The 3,501-nt window shown below is 57.6% G+C and carries 5 protein-coding genes; 1 reads left to right on the forward strand and 4 read right to left on the reverse strand.

The window, feature by feature from the left end; translation table 11 throughout:
* The 4 genes from RSF91_RS19675 to RSF91_RS19690 form a co-directional block, all read right to left on the reverse strand.
* The coding region (locus RSF91_RS19675) for an FAD-dependent oxidoreductase (protein WP_332569985.1) at positions 1 to 470 on the reverse strand (470 nt) is incomplete at its 3' end.
* A gap of 33 nt (positions 471 to 503) precedes the next feature.
* Positions 504 to 869, reverse strand: a complete 366-nt coding sequence (sdhD, locus tag RSF91_RS19680; protein ID WP_099736236.1) for a succinate dehydrogenase, hydrophobic membrane anchor protein — start codon at positions 867 to 869, stop codon at positions 504 to 506.
* Positions 870 to 909: 40 nt separating this feature from the next.
* A complete protein-coding gene (gene sdhC, locus RSF91_RS19685; RefSeq protein WP_332569986.1) occupies positions 910 to 1,335 on the reverse strand; it encodes a succinate dehydrogenase, cytochrome b556 subunit in 426 nt (141 codons plus the stop codon).
* Positions 1,336 to 1,480: 145 nt separating this feature from the next.
* On the reverse strand, positions 1,481 to 2,272 hold the full coding sequence (locus RSF91_RS19690; protein WP_332569987.1) for a GntR family transcriptional regulator: 792 nt from the start codon (positions 2,270 to 2,272) through the stop codon (positions 1,481 to 1,483).
* Positions 2,273 to 2,511: 239 nt separating this feature from the next.
* Here RSF91_RS19690 and RSF91_RS19695 point away from each other — a divergent pair, with 239 nt between their 5' ends.
* Complete coding sequence (locus RSF91_RS19695; RefSeq protein WP_332569988.1) at positions 2,512 to 3,501, forward strand: malate dehydrogenase; 990 nt, start codon at positions 2,512 to 2,514, stop codon at positions 3,499 to 3,501.

Here is a 3,501-nt window from a genome sequence, read left to right on the forward strand (position 1 = left end):
TGCTGGTACAGCGTGTGCAGCATGGCGTGACCGGTACGGTCAGCGGCAGCGCAGGCGCGTTGCACGGGCTTTTCGCCGTAGTTGGCCGTGTGGCCGCCGAAAGGACGCTGGTAGATGGTGCCGTCGGGGTTGCGGTCGAACGGCATGCCGAAGTGTTCGAGCTCGATCACGACGTTGGGTGCTTCACGGCACATGAACTCGATGGCGTCCTGGTCGCCCAGCCAGTCAGAGCCCTTGATGGTGTCGTAGAAGTGGTAGTGCCAGTTGTCGTCGGACATGTTGCCCAGCGAAGCGGACACGCCGCCTTGAGCGGCCACAGTGTGCGAACGTGTAGGGAAAACCTTGGACAGGGACGCGACCGACAGACCGGCACGCGACAGTTCCAGCGCAGCGCGCAGGCCGGAGCCGCCGGCACCGACGATGACGACGTCAAACTTGCGCTTGGTGATATTTGCTTTGGAGTAGCTCATTCTTAACCTTCAATCGTGGAGACCGTGTCTCAATCAGAGACGCCACAGAACCTGGATGCCCCAGCCGACGCATCCGAGCAGCCAGACAATGGTGACAACTTGCAGCGAGAGGCGCAGGCCCACAGACTTGACGTAGTCCATCCAGATGTCACGCACGCCAATCCATGCGTGCCAGCCCAGAGCCACAAACAGGGCCAGGGTCAGAAATTTCATCCACTGGGGGGCAAAAATGCCAGCCCACTGCTCGTAGCCCACGGGGCCGCCGACTGTCAAAAAGCGAACCAGCAGCACCACGGTGTACAGAGCCATCAGGACAGCTGTAGAGCGTTGGGCCAGAAAGTCGCGGGTGCCATAGTGCGCGCCGACAACGGTGCGCTTTGAGCCGTAATTCACGGACATGGTTGTTTCCTTATCGTGGGATGTTGTTAACCGGGGCCGATCAGTACAGACCGAACAGCTTGGCGCCCAGCACCACGGTCAGTGCGACGCTGATAACCAGCACGCCAACAGCAGTGGACTTGCCAGTCTGCTTGTTCACAGCGTGGTGGTTCACGTCCATCACCAGGTGACGAACGCCAGCGCAGAAGTGGTGCAGATAGCCCCAGATCAGTGCCAGGCAGACCAGCTTGGCAAGCCAGCCGAATTGACCGGCGAACACCGAGGTGAAGGAATCAAACGAAATTTCCGACGAGATCGAGTTGTCGAACATCCAGATGATGAACGGCAGCAAGAGCGCCATCAGCAAGCCGCTGATGCGGTGCAGGATGGACACGATGCCTGCCAGAGGCAGGCGATACGTCGGAAGGTCCGAGAAGAAGTTGATGTTGCGGAACTCTGGCCGCTGTTTTGCTTTTTGCTCTGTCATGGCAGGGTACTTTCGTGGATGTAACTGCGTTGTAATCGCTAGTGCGAAGCGACACAAAATTCTATTGCAATGCAGCAGAATCCGTTAGCCGAATTTGCATAGCGTTGATTGGGAATTGGCGCAATCAACGCTTTTACGGGGGGATTCAGTTCAAAGCATTGCGGTAATGGTGAGTGTCCGTGAGGTACAAACCACGTCGTAACTCCATGGGAACATCGTTATATGTGTAAGCCGTGCGCTCTACGCTGAGCAAGGGCGTGGCGCTGGGAATGTTCAGCAGTTGAGCCTGCTCTGCATCAGGGAGAACGGCCCGAATTTTTTCATCGGCCCGCACCATTCGCACGCCGTAATCCAGCTCGAACATGGCGTAAGTTGGGCCTTGATAATTCGACATTTGTTCCGCAGTCAGGCCCTTGAAGGCGTTGCCTGGCAGCCAGATGTCTTCCAAAATAGTCGGAATTCCTGCAAAAGACAGGATGCGGCGCACATGCATGACGGCGTCGCCGGTACGAAGCGCCAGAGCGCGGGCCACCTCGGCAGGCGCGCGAAGGCGGCGGCATTCGAGGATGCGGCGCTCTGCTCGGCCTTCGCCTTGCAGATCGCCGGCGTCGGGGCGAAGATTCAGAAAGCGGTATTGAACCTGTTGTGCGGCGTGAGTGGCTACAAACGTACCCTTGCCTTGACGGCGCATGACCAGGTTTTCAGCGGCCAGTTCATCAATCGCCTTGCGCACCGTGCCTTGGCTGACCTTGAAGCGGGCAGCCAGTTCCATTTCACTGGGAATCAGTTCTCCGGGGCGCCATTCGCCAGCTTCCAGACTCTGGAGGATCAGGCCTTTGATCTGCTGATACAGAGGGCTGAATGCTGGGGTAGATACGCCGGCACCAGTGTTATTGCTGGCGTTGTTGTCCGGGGCTGTGTTGTGAGGGGTAGGCATAGTAGTTTTGAAGGGATCGCCTCCGCGATGCAATGTGCAAAAACAAACAGGTTACAAGCAGGTTTGCGTTGACCGCTAGGTGAGGATCATATCTTATATAAGACATAAGACAAATTGACTGGGATTTGAAATCAGCAGTACACTTGCCGCATGTTTGCGGAGCTTGTGCTACTGGTGGTTACGCTGGTGTTACCTCGCGCCCATAACATCTCACTTTTTTCCAATATTGGAGTTTCACCATGAGCAAGAAGCCCGTCCGTGTCGCCGTTACTGGCGCAGCTGGCCAAATCGGTTACGCCCTGTTGTTCCGCATCGCATCCGGCGAAATGCTGGGTAAAGATCAGCCTGTCATTTTGCAGCTGCTGGAAATCCCCGACGAAAAGGCTCAAAACGCTCTGAAGGGCGTGATCATGGAGCTGGAAGACTGCGCATTCCCTCTGCTGGCCGGCATCGAAGCCCACAGCGACCCTCTGACCGCCTTCAAGGACACCGACTACGCTCTGCTGGTTGGCGCCCGTCCTCGCGGCCCAGGCATGGAACGTGCTGACCTGCTGGCTGCCAATGCTCAGATTTTCACCGCTCAGGGCAAGGCTCTGAACGCTGTGGCCTCGCGCAATGTCAAGGTTCTGGTTGTGGGCAACCCCGCCAACACCAACGCTTACATCGCCATGAAGTCGGCACCCGATCTGCCAGCCAAGAACTTCACCGCCATGCTGCGCCTGGACCACAACCGTGCTGCTTCCCAGCTGGCTGCCAAGGCAAGCTTCAAGGTTGGCGACATCAAGCACCTGACCGTGTGGGGCAACCACTCGCCCACCATGTACGCAGACTACCGTTTCGCTACCGTGAACGGCAAGTCGGTCAAGGAAATGATCAACGACCAGGAATGGAACGCCAACGTGTTCCTGCCTACCGTTGGCAAGCGCGGTGCCGCCATCATTGCGGCTCGTGGCCTGTCCTCGGCTGCTTCGGCTGCTAACGCTGCTATCGACCACATGCGCGACTGGGCTCTGGGCTCTAACGGCGAATGGGTCACCATGGGCGTGCCTTCCAACGGCGAATACGGCATTCCTGCCGGTATCGTGTTCGGCTTCCCCGTGACCACGACTGCTGACGGCGAATACAAGATCGTCGAAGGTCTGGAAATTGATGCCTTCTCGCAAGAGTGCATCAACAAGACTCTGGCTGAGCTGCAAGGCGAGCAAGACGGCGTCAAGCACCTGCTGTAA

It is taken from the genome of Comamonas sp., assembly GCF_036643215.1.
Lineage (GTDB): Bacteria > Pseudomonadota > Gammaproteobacteria > Burkholderiales > Burkholderiaceae_C > Comamonas.